The organism is Streptomyces sp. NPDC002845 (assembly GCF_053591955.1).
The window spans coordinates 133,127-146,003 of the sequence record NZ_JBSFUU010000006.1 but is presented as its reverse complement, the minus strand read 5'-3'; the positions used below and the strand labels follow the sequence as shown (position 1 = coordinate 146,003).

The 12,877-nt window shown below is 70.6% G+C and carries 13 protein-coding genes; 2 read left to right on the top strand and 11 right to left on the bottom strand.

Annotation, left to right across the window (positions count from 1 at the left end; genetic code table 11):
- The 3 genes from ACWD3C_RS06345 to ACWD3C_RS06335 all read right to left on the bottom strand — a co-directional run.
- Window positions 1-1,805 (bottom strand): chromosome segregation SMC family protein (locus ACWD3C_RS06345; protein ID WP_451140659.1); only part of this gene is annotated, 1,805 nt, incomplete at its 3' end.
- Between the two features lie 219 nt (window positions 1,806-2,024).
- Window positions 2,025-2,228, bottom strand: coding sequence for a hypothetical protein (locus ACWD3C_RS06340; RefSeq protein ID WP_451140657.1), 204 nt, complete (start codon window positions 2,226-2,228; stop codon window positions 2,025-2,027).
- A gap of 378 nt (window positions 2,229-2,606) precedes the next feature.
- Complete coding sequence (locus ACWD3C_RS06335; protein WP_451140655.1) at window positions 2,607-2,888, bottom strand: acylphosphatase; 282 nt, start codon at window positions 2,886-2,888, stop codon at window positions 2,607-2,609.
- A gap of 151 nt (window positions 2,889-3,039) precedes the next feature.
- Here ACWD3C_RS06335 and ACWD3C_RS06330 point away from each other — a divergent pair, with 151 nt between their 5' ends.
- Together ACWD3C_RS06330 and ACWD3C_RS06325 are read left to right on the top strand one after the other, a co-directional pair.
- Window positions 3,040-4,011 carry a CAP domain-containing protein gene (locus ACWD3C_RS06330; protein ID WP_451140653.1) on the top strand — a complete coding sequence of 324 codons (972 nt, stop codon included), beginning with the start codon at window positions 3,040-3,042 and terminating at the stop codon, window positions 4,009-4,011.
- 108 nt (window positions 4,012-4,119) lie between these two features.
- Window positions 4,120-4,554 carry a winged helix-turn-helix transcriptional regulator gene (locus ACWD3C_RS06325; protein WP_451140651.1) on the top strand — a complete coding sequence of 145 codons (435 nt, stop codon included), beginning with the start codon at window positions 4,120-4,122 and terminating at the stop codon, window positions 4,552-4,554.
- On the opposite strand, the gene mutM is transcribed toward ACWD3C_RS06325, so the two are convergent.
- From mutM to recG, 8 genes are all read right to left on the bottom strand, one after another.
- Window positions 4,527-5,387, bottom strand: coding sequence for a bifunctional DNA-formamidopyrimidine glycosylase/DNA-(apurinic or apyrimidinic site) lyase (gene mutM, locus ACWD3C_RS06320; protein ID WP_451140649.1), 861 nt, complete (start codon window positions 5,385-5,387; stop codon window positions 4,527-4,529). The genes ACWD3C_RS06325 and mutM overlap by 28 nt on opposite strands.
- A 201-nt stretch (window positions 5,388-5,588) precedes the next feature.
- Window positions 5,589-6,446, bottom strand: a complete 858-nt coding sequence (gene rnc, locus ACWD3C_RS06315; protein ID WP_451140647.1) for a ribonuclease III — start codon at window positions 6,444-6,446, stop codon at window positions 5,589-5,591.
- Between the two features lie 7 nt (window positions 6,447-6,453).
- Window positions 6,454-6,627 carry a 50S ribosomal protein L32 gene (gene rpmF / locus ACWD3C_RS06310; RefSeq protein WP_003951102.1) on the bottom strand — a complete coding sequence of 58 codons (174 nt, stop codon included), beginning with the start codon at window positions 6,625-6,627 and terminating at the stop codon, window positions 6,454-6,456.
- 2 nt (window positions 6,628-6,629) lie between these two features.
- Entirely contained in the window at window positions 6,630-7,274 is a 645-nt protein-coding gene (locus tag ACWD3C_RS06305; RefSeq protein ID WP_451140645.1) for a YceD family protein, read from the bottom strand.
- Window positions 7,275-7,423: 149 nt separating this feature from the next.
- On the bottom strand, window positions 7,424-8,506 hold the full coding sequence (locus ACWD3C_RS06300) for an ATP synthase F0 subunit B (RefSeq protein ID WP_451140643.1): 1,083 nt from the start codon (window positions 8,504-8,506) through the stop codon (window positions 7,424-7,426).
- 158 nt (window positions 8,507-8,664) lie between these two features.
- Complete coding sequence (coaD, locus tag ACWD3C_RS06295; RefSeq protein WP_451140641.1) at window positions 8,665-9,174, bottom strand: pantetheine-phosphate adenylyltransferase; 510 nt, start codon at window positions 9,172-9,174, stop codon at window positions 8,665-8,667.
- Window positions 9,171-9,758 (bottom strand): 16S rRNA (guanine(966)-N(2))-methyltransferase RsmD, encoded by a 588-nt coding sequence (gene rsmD, locus ACWD3C_RS06290; RefSeq protein ID WP_451140639.1) that lies wholly within the window; start codon window positions 9,756-9,758, stop codon window positions 9,171-9,173. The genes coaD and rsmD overlap by 4 nt, the downstream gene beginning before the upstream one ends.
- Window positions 9,759-10,531: 773 nt before the next feature.
- A complete protein-coding gene (gene recG / locus ACWD3C_RS06285) occupies window positions 10,532-12,745 on the bottom strand; it encodes an ATP-dependent DNA helicase RecG (protein ID WP_451140637.1) in 2,214 nt (737 codons plus the stop codon).
- Between the last annotated feature and the right edge of the window lie 132 nt (window positions 12,746-12,877).

Sequence of the window (12,877 nt, the reverse complement as noted above, 5' to 3'; positions counted from 1 at the left end):
CGACTGCCCACCGGAGCCGCACCACCGACCGATCCCCCACCGCGCCCGCCCTCCGCCCCCGGGCCGCCACTCCGCTGCTCCTCCGGCGCCCCCGCCAACAGCAGTGCCGCCCGGCCCGCGTCCTGTTTCCGCAGCAGCCGGATGGCCTCGGCGGCCGAGGCGGGGGTCGTCACCGCGAGGGCGTCGGCGGCGGCGCCGAAGGCTGCTGCGAGGGGGGTCTCGTAGCCCGGGGTCACGGTCAGGAGTTCGGCGGCGGGGCCCAGGAGGCCGGAGAGACGATCCTTCGCACTGAGGAGCGCACCCGTGCCGTCCTTGCGGCGCAGGCCGAGGGCGAGGGCCTCGTGGCGGGCCTGGGTAGCGGCGCGCTCGCGTTCGGCGGCGGTGGCGGACTCGCGGGCCGCGGTGAGGGCGGACTCGGCCTCGGCGAGCGCGGCCTTGGCCGCCTCGTGCTGCTCGGCGAGCGAGGCGTCGCCCGCGTCGAGGCCGTCGACCTCGGCCTTCAGCGCCTCGTACTCCTCCTGGGCGGCGACCGCGCGTTCCTGGGCCTCGTCGCGGGCGGTGGCGAGGCGGTCGATCTCGGCCTGGGCGGAAGCGGCGCGGGAGCGGGCGGCGTTGACCTGGCCGTTGAGCCGTGCCAAGCCCTCCCGGCGGTCGGCGATGGCCCGGGCGACGTCCTTCAGGCGGCGTTCCTCGAAGGCGAGCTCGCGCTCCAGCTCGGCCCGGTGGGCGACCGTGTCCTCCAGGGCCCGTTCCGCCGCCTCCAGGGCCGCTTCGAGCTCGGCCTCCTGTTCGCGGATGCGGGCGGCCTCGCGCTCCATGTCCTCGGGGTCGCGTCCGCGCCGTTCCTCGGCGGGCACGGAGGTGGCGCTCTTGACGCGAGCGTCGGCGAGGGAGATCGTGCCCCGGACCCGCTCGGCGAGCTGCGAGAGCTCGTACCAGGTCTGCTGGGCCCGCTGGAGGCGCGGTGTGAGCTGCCGGACCTCGTCCTCCAGCAGCGCCTCCCGTTGCAGCGCCCTCTTCAGCTCGGCCTCGGCGGCGTCCTTGCGCTGCTTGAGCGCGGCCTCGTCGGCGACCTCCGCCTGGAGCGCCTGGCGGAGTCGTACGAGATCGTCGGCGAGCAGCCGCAGCCGCGCGTCCCGGAGATCCGCCTGGATCACGGCCGCCCGGCGGGCGACCGCCGCCTGGCGGCCCAGCGGCTTCAGCTGTCTGCGCAGCTCGTCCGTCAGGTCCTGGACGCGGGCCAGGTTGGCCTGCATGGCGTCCAGCTTCCGCAGCGCCTTCTCCTTGCGCTTGCGGTGTTTGAGGACGCCCGCGGCCTCCTCGATGAAGGCGCGGCGGCCCATGGGGTCGGCGTGCAGGACGGAGTCGAGCTGGCCCTGGCCGACGATGACGTGCATCTCGCGGCCGATGCCGGAGTCGGACAGGAGTTCCTGGATGTCGAGGAGACGGCACGTATCACCGTTGAGCTGGTACTCGCTGCCGCCGTTGCGGAACATGATCCGCGTGATGGTGACCTCGGCGTACTCGATGGGCAGCGCCCCGTCGGAGTTGTCGATGGTCAGGGACACCTCGGCGCGGCCGAGCGGCGGGCGCCCGGTGGTGCCGGCGAAGATGACATCCTCCATCTTGCCGCCGCGCAGCGACTTGGCCCCCTGTTCGCCCATGACCCAGCTCAGGGCGTCCACGACATTGGACTTGCCCGAGCCGTTGGGGCCCACGACACAGGTGATCCCCGGCTCGAACCGCAGCGTGGTCGCCGAGGCGAACGATTTGAACCCGCGCAGGGTCAGCGCCTTGAGGTGCACGCAGCCGGACTCTACCTTTCGCCTCGGTCTCACTCCATGAACGCGCGGTTTCACCCATGAACGTGCAGGGCACACCAGACGTTAAAGAGAGTGAGAGGGTGCGCGGGGGCAAGAAAGAAGGGACGCCGAAAAGGCGCCCCTTGCAGATCTGACAACGTAGCGGCTGATACGACAAGCCCAACCACTGCTGTTGTTGTGCGGTGGTATGCGATGCAGCGATCAGGTGAGCGCAGGCTCCGCCTGGTGTGCGTCGATGCTCTCCATGATCCTGTCGTGAGAAGCGGCAGCCGTCAGCTCGTCGTTCTCGGCCTGGATCCGTACAAGCTCGGATTCGAGGTCCTGGACGCGCTGCTGGAGCCGTCGCATCTCGGCGAGGAGTCGAGGGTCGGAGCCGCCGACGTAACCGAGAAGCGCCTTTGCCATGATGGATGGTCCTCCACACTGAGTGACCGACCGAAGCGGTGTGGGTCGTGAGGGAATCGCACCCGCGGTGCTTGGCACTGTGGAGTTGTGCTGCCGTTCATCCATGCCAAACAGCTAAGGTGCGCGGGGCTTTCAGCGTCTCACCAAAAAGTTTGACGGTCAACACGATCACGCCCGCTTTGCCGGGCAACCCGGGGTCGCGCGGCCCTGATGGGGCGGCGCGGGTGGTTCCTGCGAGGCCTCGGGGCACAGAGATCACTCTTACTCGCGGAGCCTGCCACGACCTGCGGTTCTTGGCAACCACCAGGTCATTTCCGCTCCGGGCAGGCGCCCCTGGCATGTTCGGCCCTGGTCACCGGGCCGCTTCACGGAACAGGCTCAGCGGATGGCGAAGCCTTCGTAGCCGCCGCGGGGCGTGTCCCAAATCTCAGTGACACCGTCCACGTGCCCGGGTGTGTCGTCGCCCTGGAGCCAGTCGAGCAGACCCTGACACGCCGCACGCGGGCCCTCCGCGACCACCTGGACCCGTCCGTCGGCGAGATTGAGAGCAAAACCACTCAGTCCGCCGATCTCCAGGGCCTTGGCGCGGGTGAACCAGCGGAAACCCACCCCTTGGACATGTCCACGCACCCACGTGACCAGCCGTACATCCTCGTTCATGAGTGCACGCTAACGGGCCAATGTCCCTCGGAGCACTTCCTCCCCTGGCGCCATGCTGTACCGTCCACACCCAATGAATCTCATATGAAACTCACTCATTCGTGTGAGTTCTGTGAGGGCATTGACCGCAAGGACGAGGAAGGCACAGGACATGGGACGCCACCGACGCTCCGCCGCCGGCCGCGCCGCCACGGGCCGCGCCACCGGGGTCACTGATACGCAGGGCACGCCCGCGGAGTACTACGGCCCGGAGAACCTGTACGGATTCGCCGCGGTCCTGGAGGCCGAGACCCCGCAGGGCAGGCGCTCACACCGCAAGCAGAAGAAGACCGTGACACCTGTGCGCACGGGCCTGCTCGGCGTCTCCGCCGCCGTCGCCATCGGCACGGTCGCGGTGGCCACCGGCGTGCTGCCCGGGGGCGACTCATACAACGTGAGCGGCGGCAACAGCGCCGACACGGTGCTGCCGACGGGCTCCCCGTCGGGCCTGCCGACCCAGCAGGGCGGCGCGGGCGGCGCCGCCGCCGGCGAGCAGCGCCCCGAGGAGGAGGCCGCGAGCCGCGACGGCGAGCGCGCTCCCACCCCGCCGCCCCCCACCCCCTCACAGCCGGTCACGCCGACCCCGACGCCCTCCGAGGAGGCGCCGTCCGAGAAGGCCCCAGCGCCCAAGCCGGAGAAGACCAAGAAGCCGGCCGAGAAAGAGACCAAGGAGCCGGCGCCCGAGGCCCCGGTGGAGATCTCCGCGGAGGCCCAGGCCGAGGCCGAGGTGCTCAGGCTGGTCAACGTGGAGCGCGCCAAGGCGGGCTGCGACCCGGTGGCGGCGAACAGCGCGCTGGCGAAGCTGGCCGAGGCGTTCAGCAAGGACATGGCCCTGCGCGAGTTCTTCGACCACATCGACCCCGACGGCAGCGACCCGTGGGACCGCGCGTCCGCGCTCGGGATCGCCGGCCTCGGCGGCGAGAACATCGCCCGCGGCCAGGCCACCGCCGAGGCGGTCATGAAGGCCTGGATGGACAGCCCCGGCCACCGCGCCAACATCCTGAACTGCGACTTCACCACCCTCGGCGTCGGCGTGCACCTCGGTGCCGGCGGACCGTGGTGGACGCAGGACTTCGGCTACTGAGCCCTGCAAGACCCCGCAGAGCCCCGCAAGGCCCCGCAGGATCCGCAAGCGCTAACCAGAAGTAAGTGCAACCTTTTGGTTAGCGCTGTGCGGGAGTATCCTCGGCGTATGGAATCCACCGCGCAGACCGCCGCGACGCCCGTGCGGGAGCCCGCGAGCCCGCAGAGCTTCGAGGATCTCGCGTTCGACGTGTTCGCCAGGAACTGCCCGTCGCGAGGCACCCTGGAGCACGTCACGGGCCGCTGGGGCGGTCTCACGCTGGCCGCTCTGTACCAGGGCACGCTCCGCTTCAACGAGCTACGCCGCCGTGTCGACGGCGTCAGCGAGAAGATGCTCTCCCAGACCCTGCACGCCCTGGAGCGCGACGGTCTGGTCCACCGCGACGCCCAGCCCACGAACCCGCCGCGTGTCGACTACTCCCTCACCCCGCTCGGCCGCGAGGTCTCCGAGCGCCTGATGGCCCTCGTCGAGCTGGTGGAGAGCCATATGGACGACGTGCTCCGGGCCCGGGAGCGTTACGACGCCACGCGCGGCGCCCGCTGACACTTCGGGCAGAAGTAGCTGGACCGGTTCATCCAGGGCCGCCTGCGCATCGGCGTGGCACACCGCCGACACGGCAGTCCCTCACGCCCGTACGCGTCGAGCGAGCGGTCGAAGTACCCCGACTCGCCATTGATGTTGACGTACAGGCTGTCGAAGCTCGTGCCGCCCGCGGCGAGGGCCGCGTTCATCACATCCCGTACGTGGCCGAGGAGTTCGGTGGTGCGGGGGCGCGTGAAACCGGCGGTCGGGCGCTCGTAGTGGATGCGTGCGCGCCAAAGCGCCTCGTCCGCATAGATGTTGCCAACCCCGCTGATCAACGACTGGTCCAGCAGGGCGCGTTTGATCGTCGTACGTTTGCTGCGCAGCACCCGGTGGAACGCCTCGTCGTCGAAGAGCGGGTCGAGGGGGTCGCGCGCGATGTGCGCGATGACGTCGGGCAGCCCGTCGGGGGTCGTGTCGTGCAACGACAGCCCACCGAAGGTGCGTTGGTCCACGAAGCGGAGCTCGGTGCCCAGGACGTCCGCGAACCGTACGCGGATACGGAGGTGCTTCTCGTCGGGCGTCGCGTGCGGCTGCACCAGCAGCTGGCCGCTCATCCCGAGGTGGGCGAGTACGGCGGTGCCGGTGTCCTCGGCAGGCAGCCACAGGTACTTGCCGCGACGGCTCGGCTCACCGATGCGGTGCCCCTTGAGCCGGTGCGCGAAGTCGTCGGCCCCGGCCAGGTGGCGCCGGATCGCCCTCGGGTGCAGCACCTCGACGTCGGCGACGGTCCGGTGGGCCACCCAGCGGTCGAGTCCGCGCCGTACGACCTCGACCTCGGGAAGTTCGGGCACGGGGTCCTCCGGAGGGGTGACAGGGCGATGTCCGCAGCGTAGCGCGCGGCGGGGGGGCGCCGGTCCCCTGCCCTCCGGCGACCGGCCACGACGGCGCGGACCGGTGCTGCCGAACCGGCACGGCCCTCGGCCATCACGCCCGGAGCACGCGGAGCCCCCGCCGGACGGTGTCCGGTGAGGGCTCCGAGGAAGTCCGGCTGCTCAGGCCTGGGCGGCGCCCGACGGGGCGTCGGCTGAGCCTTCCGCGGCGGCGGCCTCAGCGGCCTCGGCGGCCGCCTTCGCACGCTCGTCCGCCGCGGAGCGGATCGAACGCCAGGCGGACTCGGCCGCCTGCTGCTCCGCTTCCTTCTTGCTGCGGCCGGTGCCGGTGCCGTACGAGACGCCTCCGACGCGGGCGGCAGCAGTAAAGGTCTTCTCGTGGTCCGGGCCGGTCTCCGTGACCAGGTACTCGGGCACGCCGAGCCCCTCGGTCGCGGTGAGCTCCTGGAGACTGGTCTTCCAGTCCAGGCCGGCCCCGAGATTCGAGGACTTCTCGATCAGCGGGTCGAACAGGCGGTGCACCAGCTCCGCCGCCGAATCGAGCCCCTGGTCGAGATAGACCGCGCCGATCACCGCTTCAAGGGTGTCGGCGAGGATGGACGCCTTGTCCCGGCCACCCGTGCCTTCCTCGCCCCGGCCGAGCCGGATGAAGGAACCGAGGTCGAGGCCTCGGCCCACCTCCGCCAGCGCACGCGAGTTGACCACCGCGGCCCGCAGCTTGGCCAGTTGGCCCTCGGGCAGGTCGGGGTGGGTGCGGTACAGCGTGTCCGTCACGACCAGGCCGAGCACGGAGTCCCCGAGGAACTCCAGGCGCTCGTTGGTGGGCAGACCGCCGTTCTCGTACGCGTACGAACGGTGGGTGAGCGCGCGCACCAGAAGGGCGGACTCGACCTTGTAGCCGAGCCGCCCTTCCAGAAGCGTGTGGGACGAGGCCGTGTTGTCCGCCGAGCCCCCGCGCTGGCGGGGACTACTTACCTTGGCGTCATCCGCCTTTTTGGGGCTAGACACGGTGCCTCTCACCAGCCGCTCAGACCTCGAGGACCTGACGCTTGTTGTAAGTGCCGCACGACGGGCACGCGATGTGCTGCTGCTTGGGCTCGTGGCAGCGCTCGCACGCAACCAGGGTGGGGACCGCAGCCTTCCACTGCGACCGGCGGTGGCGCGTGTTGCTGCGCGACATCTTCCGCTTCGGAACAGCCACGGCTACTTCTCCTGCTTCTCGTCGACGCCCGGTTCGGCGCCGCTCATCTCGTCCTTCTCGCCGTCTTCGAGTGAACCGGCGAGTCCCTGCAAAGCCGCCCAACGGATGTCGACGGCATCGTGGTGGTGGTCCGGGACGTCCGCGAGCCGTACTCCGCACTCGGAGCACAGGCCGGGGCAGTCGTCCTGGCACACCGGCTGCATCGGCAGTGCGAGCACCACCGCATCGCGCAGCACGGGTTCGAGGTCGAACAGGCCGTCCTCGATAAAGAGCCTGTCCTCGTCTTCCTCGGCGTCGTCGGCCGGTTCCGCCTTCACGCGGCCCCGGTCATCGGCGTCAGGGTACGAGAACATCTCCTGGAAGTCCGCTTCGACGTCCAGCTGAAGCAGCTCCAGACACCTTACGCACTCCCCCTCGGCCGTTGCACGGGCGGTGCCTGTGACGAGCACACCTTCCATGACCGACTCCAGGCGGAGTTCGAGCTCCACCGGGGCGCCTTCCGGCACTCCGACGACCCCCTGGACACCGAAGTCCTTGGGGGCGTCGACCGTACGGGTCAGGCGCTGCAGCGCACCAGGACGTCGCCCCAGCTCGTGTGTGTCGAACACGAGAGGGTTGCGGTGGTCGAGGCGGGCGTTCAGGGCCATTCCTGCTTTCGGTCTTCGAAACTCGAGGGATACCGCCCGGCTCCAAGAAGGTCATCTGTCTTGAAACGCCGAGGGCAGCGTTGATCGCGGGCGTACTCGCGACCGAAGAGCCAGGATACTGGACCTTTCGCTGTCGGCCCAATCCGGCGTCAGCGGCCCTGCTCGTACTGCCGGCCCTGCTCGTACTGCCGCAGCTGCTCGGCGCTGATCATGCTGGTGTCGAAGAGACTGGTCTCGTCCAGCGCGTGGGCCTGTGGTTGCGTCTGGGGCTGCGCCTGCGGCTGTGTGTACCCCTGCTGGTCCTGGTTCGGGTGGTACGCGGGCTGCTGCGGGTACGCGGCGTACGGATCGGCCTGCTGGTAGCCGTACGGGTCCTGCTGGGCGTACTGCTGCTGGTACCCGTACTGGTCCTGCTGGTATGACGCGTACACGTCCTGTTGCTGCGGGTACGGCTGCTGGGCCGGGATCTCCGGGGCGACGGCGGCCTGGGCGGCGGGCTGCGGGGTCTGCGCGAGGGCGGACAGCTCGTCGAGGTAGTCGGCGTCGCTGGTGTGCTGAGCGGGAGTGCCGTCGTCGTTCAGGGCGAGGACGCCGAGGTCGTCGGTGGCGATACGGCCGTGGAGCTTCTGCCGGCCCTTGCCGACGGCCTCCAGGGTCTTGGCGAGGACGGCCTCGAAGGCGCCGAGCTTGGTGTCCACGTACGCGTCGGCGTCGCGGCGCAGGGTCTCGGGGTCGTGGCTGCGCTCGGGGGCGTCCTCGTCCTCGTACCCCTGCTCGTCCAGACCGGGGCCGGTGCCGAGGAGCTTCTCGCGGCCGCGGCCGACGGAGCCGAGGGTCTTGGTGAGGACGACCTCGAAGTTGGCGAGCTTGGAGTCGACGTAGTCGTCAGCCTCGGCGCGGACCTCCTCGGCCTCCTGGCGGGCCTCGGCGAGGATGCGGTCGGCCTCGTTCTGGGAGCGGCGGGCGACCTCGGTGTCGGAGATCAGGGAGCCGCGCTCGGCGTGTGCGGTCTCGATGATCCGCTCGGCCTCCTGGCGGGCCCGCTCGACCATCTGCTCGCGGTCGCCGATCAGCTCCTGGGCCTCGGCCAGAGAGCCGGGCAGGGCCGCGCGCACCTCTTCGAGCATCGAGAGCAGCTCGGCGCGGTTGACCACGCACGAGGCCGACATGGGCATCGACCGGGCGCCGGAGATCGTCGCGACGATCTCGTCGAGCTTCTTCTGCACGTCCACCTGTGCTCGCCACTCTCTAAAGCTGTGTTGGAGACGGACGGGTCGACTGTACGACCCTGGGGCGCCTGCCCGACACCGGGTGACGGTTTGTCAGCCTCTTCGGGCCTGTCCAGGCCTGTTCGGTTCTTTTGCGAGTCCTTTTGTCCTCAGTCTTTCTGTCAGTCCTTCTTGAGGCGCTGGGCGAGGGCGTCCAGGACCGCCGGCGGCACCAGGTGGGAGACATCGCCGCCCCAGGCCGCGACCTCCTTGACGAGCGAGGAGGACAGGAAGCTGTAGGTGGGGTTGGTGGGGACGAAGAGGGTCTCCACGCCGGAGAGGCCGTTGTTCATCTGGGCCATCTGGAGCTCGTAGTCGAAGTCGCTGACCGCGCGCAGGCCCTTGACGATGGCCGGGATGTCGCGCTGCTTGCAGAAGTCGACGAGGAGGCCGTGGTGGGACTCGACGATCACGTTCTCGTACTCGGCGGTGACCTGGCGGATCAGGTCCATCCGCTCGTCGACGTCGAACAGGCCCCGCTTGGACTGGTTGATCATCACCGCGACGTAGACCTCGTCGTACAGCCTGGAGGCGCGGGCGATGATGTCGAGGTGGCCATTGGTGACGGGGTCGAACGACCCGGGACAGACGGCACGGCGCACTTGAGTTCCCTCGCTCTCCGGTCCGGTCATCGTGCGTCTTCGCACGTAGAGGCGGCGCGACCGTACCAAAACGTCCCTTCGCCGTAGCGACGGGCCCGGATCGCCTCGAAGCCCTCCGGCCACCCGAATTCACCACCTCTGGTGCTGCGCTCCACGGTGACGAGCGCTTCCTCCGCGAGCCACCCCTCCGTGCGGAGTGTGAGCAGGATCTCGCGAAGATCTCCGTCCGCGACCGCGTACGGCGGGTCGAGGAAGACGAGGTCATACGGAGTTTCCGGCGCCGCCCCTCGGAGGATCTGTTCCGCTTTGCCCGCCCGGACCTCGGCGCCGGGGAGGCCCAGCGCCCTGACGTTCTCGCGCAGCGTGCGCACGGCTCGGGCGTCGGTCTCGACGAGGAGGGCGTGCCCCGCGCCCCGGGACAGGGCTTCGAGGCCCACGGCACCGGAGCCGGCGTAGAGGTCGAGGACGCGCTCACCGTCCAGCGGGCCGCCGAGCAGGGACTCCCAGGTCGAGAAGAGGCCCTCGCGCGCCCGGTCGGAGGTGGGACGGGTGCCGTTGCCCGGCGGCACGGCCAGACGGCGTCCACCGGCCCGGCCGGCGATCACGCGGGTCATCTGTTGGGTCCTTGTCGGTGTACGGGGCGGTGCCCTGAGCCTGGGGCCGCCCAGCGGCGGATGCCCCTCCAGTCTCTCAGCCCTCCTCCCCGAACACCGCGCCCGCTCCCGGCCACGTCGGCCCGCCCGGAGCCACCACTCACGCTTCTCGGCGGACAGGGCGCCCGGGGCGGGCCAGGGGTACGGGCACAGGCCTGGGCCCGGCGGGGAACCTCGCCCGCGTACGACACCGGCCCTCCCCACGGGCCACCCCCGCCAGGTCGGCCCTCTGCGAGGCACTGCACACGCCCATCGCACCCCCGGGCGCAAAGGCACCACGCCCCACCCCGCCCAGCAGAGAACCCCACCCGCGCACGACGCCAACCCACCCCACCAGCCCCGCTCACACCAGCCATGCCAGCCCTCTTCAAGCCACAGCACACGCCCATCGCACCCCCGGGCGCAAAGGCACCACGCCCCACCCCGCCCAGCAGAGAACCCCACCCGCGCACGACGCCAACTCCTCTTCGAAGCACCGCTTACGCCCGTCGTCCAACCCGAGACACAAAGGGCACAGGCACCACACCCGGCCCGGCAGAGAACCTCGCCCGCGCGTGGCAACAGCCCGGCCCACCGGGACACTCCCCCGGCCGCATCAGGCCTCTTCGAGCCACTGCCCACGCCCTTGCCGAAAGCACGAGCGCCGCGCTCGGCCCGGCGGAGGGCGGTCGTCCCGCGATGCTGTACCGCCCCCCTCCCCTGCCGGGCGGGACACTCGACCGGTCCCGGCCGCCTCACCCCTTGTCGAGGTACTGCTCCCGCTCCTCGTCCAGCAGCGCGTCCAGGGCCGTGCGCAGGCCCGGGAGCCGCTCCAGCTCCGGGTCGGCGGCGACCACCGCCGCCGCCTCCTCACGGGCTTCGGCGATGATCTCCTCGTCCTCGATGACGGCGAGCATGCGCAGCGAGGTGCGGGCGCCGGACTGGGCCTGGCCGAGGACGTCGCCCTCGCGGCGCTGTTCGAGGTCGATGCGGGAGAGTTCGAAGCCGTCGAGGGTGGAGGCCACCGCGTTCAGGCGCTGGCGTGCCGCGCTGGCCTCGGGCATCTCGGTGACCAGGAGACAGAGCCCGGGGGCCGAGCCCCGGCCGACGCGGCCGCGCAGCTGGTGGAGCTGGGAGACGCCGAACCGGTCGGCGTCCATGATCACCATCACCGTGGCGTTCGGGACGTTCACGCCGACCTCGATCACGGTGGTCGCCACCAGGACGTCCGTCTCGCCCGCCGCGAAGCGGCGCATCACCGCGTCCTTGTCGTCGGGCTGCATACGCCCGTGCAGGACCTCGACCTTCAGCCCCTGGAGGGGGCCCTTGGTGAGCTGGTCGGCCACGTCCAGGACGGCGAGGGGCGGCCTCTTCTCGGCCTCGTCCTCGGGGGACTTCTTGCCGCCCTTCTTCGGGTCGTCCTCCTCGTCCCCGATACGCGGGCAGACCACGTACGCCTGATGGCCGTTCCCGGCCTCCTCGCGCACCCGCTCCCAAGCCCTGGCCAGGAAGTGCGGCTTGTCGGCGGCCGGGACGACATGGCTGGCGATCGGCGAGCGCCCGGCCGGGAGCTGGTCCAGGACCGAGGTCTCCAGGTCGCCGAAGACGGTCATCGCGACCGTACGCGGAATGGGCGTGGCTGTCATGACCAGCAGGTGCGGCGGCTGCTTGCCCTTGCCGCGCAGGGCGTCCCGCTGCTCGACGCCGAACCGGTGCTGCTCGTCCACGACCACCAGTCCGAGGTCGTGGAACTGCACCTTGTCCTCGATCAGCGCATGCGTGCCGATCACGAGCCCGGCCTCCCCGGTGACCAGGTCGAGCAGCGCCTGCCGACGGGCCGCCGCGCCCATCGACCCGGTCAGCAGCACCACCTTGGTGGCCTGCTCGGCCCCGCCGAGCATCCCGCCCTCGGCCAGCTCGCCCATCATCTCGACGATCGACCGGTGGTGCTGCTGGGCCAGCACCTCGGTGGGCGCGAGCATGGCCGCCTGCCCGCCCGTGTCGACGACGGCGAGCATGGCGCGCAGGGCGACCATCGTCTTCCCGGAACCGACCTCTCCCTGGAGCAGCCGGTGCATCGGATGCTCGGTGGCCAGGTCGTCGAAGATCTCCTTGGAGACCTTCCGCTGGCCTTCGGTGAGGGTGAAGGGGAGGCGGTCGTCGAAGGCGGCGAGGAGGCCGTCGGGCTTGGGTTTGCGGGCCACGGCCGGGAGTTGGGCGTCGGCGTACCGGCGGCGGGCCAGGGCGACCTGGAGGACGAAGGCCTCGTCCCACTTGAGGCGGTCGCGGGCGTCGGCGACGTCGGCCTTGGTGTGGGGGCGGTGGATCTTCAGGAGGGCTTCGGGGAGGGAGACCAGGCCCCGGCCTTCCCGGAGGGAGTCCGGCAGGGGGTCGACGGCCTCCTGGGCGCTCGGGAGGACCGTCTGGACCGACTTGGCGATCTTCCAGGACTCCAGCTTGGCGGTGGCCGGGTAGATCGGGATGAGGGCGCCGGCCCAGGAGTCGATGGTCTCGGCGGCCTCCCCGGTGTCGCCGCGCAGCAGCTCGTACGCCGGATGGGCCAGCTGGAGGCGGCGGTTGAAGACGGAGACCTTGCCGGCGAACAGCGCGCGTGTGCCCGGCAGCAGCTCCTTGTGGGGCTTGTGCACACCGTGGCCGAAGAAGACCAGCTGCAGGCGGCCGCTGCCGTCCGTGATGGTGACTTCGAGACGCTGGCCCTTGCCGCGCGGGGCCTTGGCCGAGGCGAACGTGTGCAGGCGGGCGTCGGCGACCTGGGCGACCACCGTCACATGCTCGTCCATGGGCAGGTCGGCGAGGTGGGTGAGCTGGCCCCGCTCCTCGTATCTGCGCGGATAGTGGTGCAGGAGGTCGCCGACGGTGTGCAGGCCGAGGTGCTCGGCCATCACCTTCGCGGTGGCGGGGCCGAGCACCTTTTTCAGTGGTTCTTCCAGTGCGGGCACGAGATCCATTGCACACCACGACACTGACAATGCCGTATACGTCCTTGAAATCCGCTGGTCAGACGGGTTGTTCGCGGCCTAGGATGGCCCACCCGCCTCCCGTCCGCGGTCGCCGTCTCGCGGTACCGCCCGACCCCGCGC

Coding starts and splice junctions, on each gene's coding strand:
- ACWD3C_RS06340 (WP_451140657.1), bottom strand. CDS start 2,228: ATGGCAAAGGCGCTTCTCGGTTACGTCGGCGGCTCCGACCCTCGACTC.
- ACWD3C_RS06335 (WP_451140655.1), bottom strand. CDS start 2,888: ATGAACGAGGATGTACGGCTGGTCACGTGGGTGCGTGGACATGTCCAA.
- rsmD (WP_451140639.1), bottom strand. CDS start 9,758: ATGACCCGCGTGATCGCCGGCCGGGCCGGTGGACGCCGTCTGGCCGTG.
- ACWD3C_RS06330 (WP_451140653.1), top strand. CDS start 3,040: ATGGGACGCCACCGACGCTCCGCCGCCGGCCGCGCCGCCACGGGCCGC.
- ACWD3C_RS06325 (WP_451140651.1), top strand. CDS start 4,120: ATGGAATCCACCGCGCAGACCGCCGCGACGCCCGTGCGGGAGCCCGCG.
- coaD (WP_451140641.1), bottom strand. CDS start 9,174: ATGACCGGACCGGAGAGCGAGGGAACTCAAGTGCGCCGTGCCGTCTGT.
- recG (WP_451140637.1), bottom strand. CDS start 12,745: ATGGATCTCGTGCCCGCACTGGAAGAACCACTGAAAAAGGTGCTCGGC.
- ACWD3C_RS06305 (WP_451140645.1), bottom strand. CDS start 7,274: ATGGCCCTGAACGCCCGCCTCGACCACCGCAACCCTCTCGTGTTCGAC.